Genomic DNA, 234 nt, shown 5'->3' on the forward strand with positions numbered 1-234 from the left:
TCATCCCGCCCGGTGCCAAGGCGGTTCTCCGCAGCGAAAGCGGCGTCATTACCACCGATGATGACGGGCTGCCCGTCCTTGTCTTGGGCGGGGCCGCAAAACCGGGTGAGCCCCGCAATGGGCAGCACATCCGCAAGGCCGGGGAGGAAGCCGCTGCAGGGGAAGTGTTGATCAAAGCCGGGACTGTGATAAATCCAGCCCATATAGCGTTTGCCGCCCTTGCCGGGCTGGACG

1 pseudogene is annotated in these 234 nt (G+C 64.5%); it reads left to right on the forward strand.

The features are described from left to right. Window positions 1-47 precede the first annotated feature (47 nt). A pseudogene (locus SB772_RS45740) lies at window positions 48-234 on the forward strand (hypothetical protein); the annotation flags it as partial.

The sequence above is a fragment of the Paraburkholderia sp. SIMBA_030 genome (genome assembly GCF_046535245.1).
Taxonomy (GTDB): Bacteria; Pseudomonadota; Gammaproteobacteria; order Burkholderiales; family Burkholderiaceae; genus Paraburkholderia.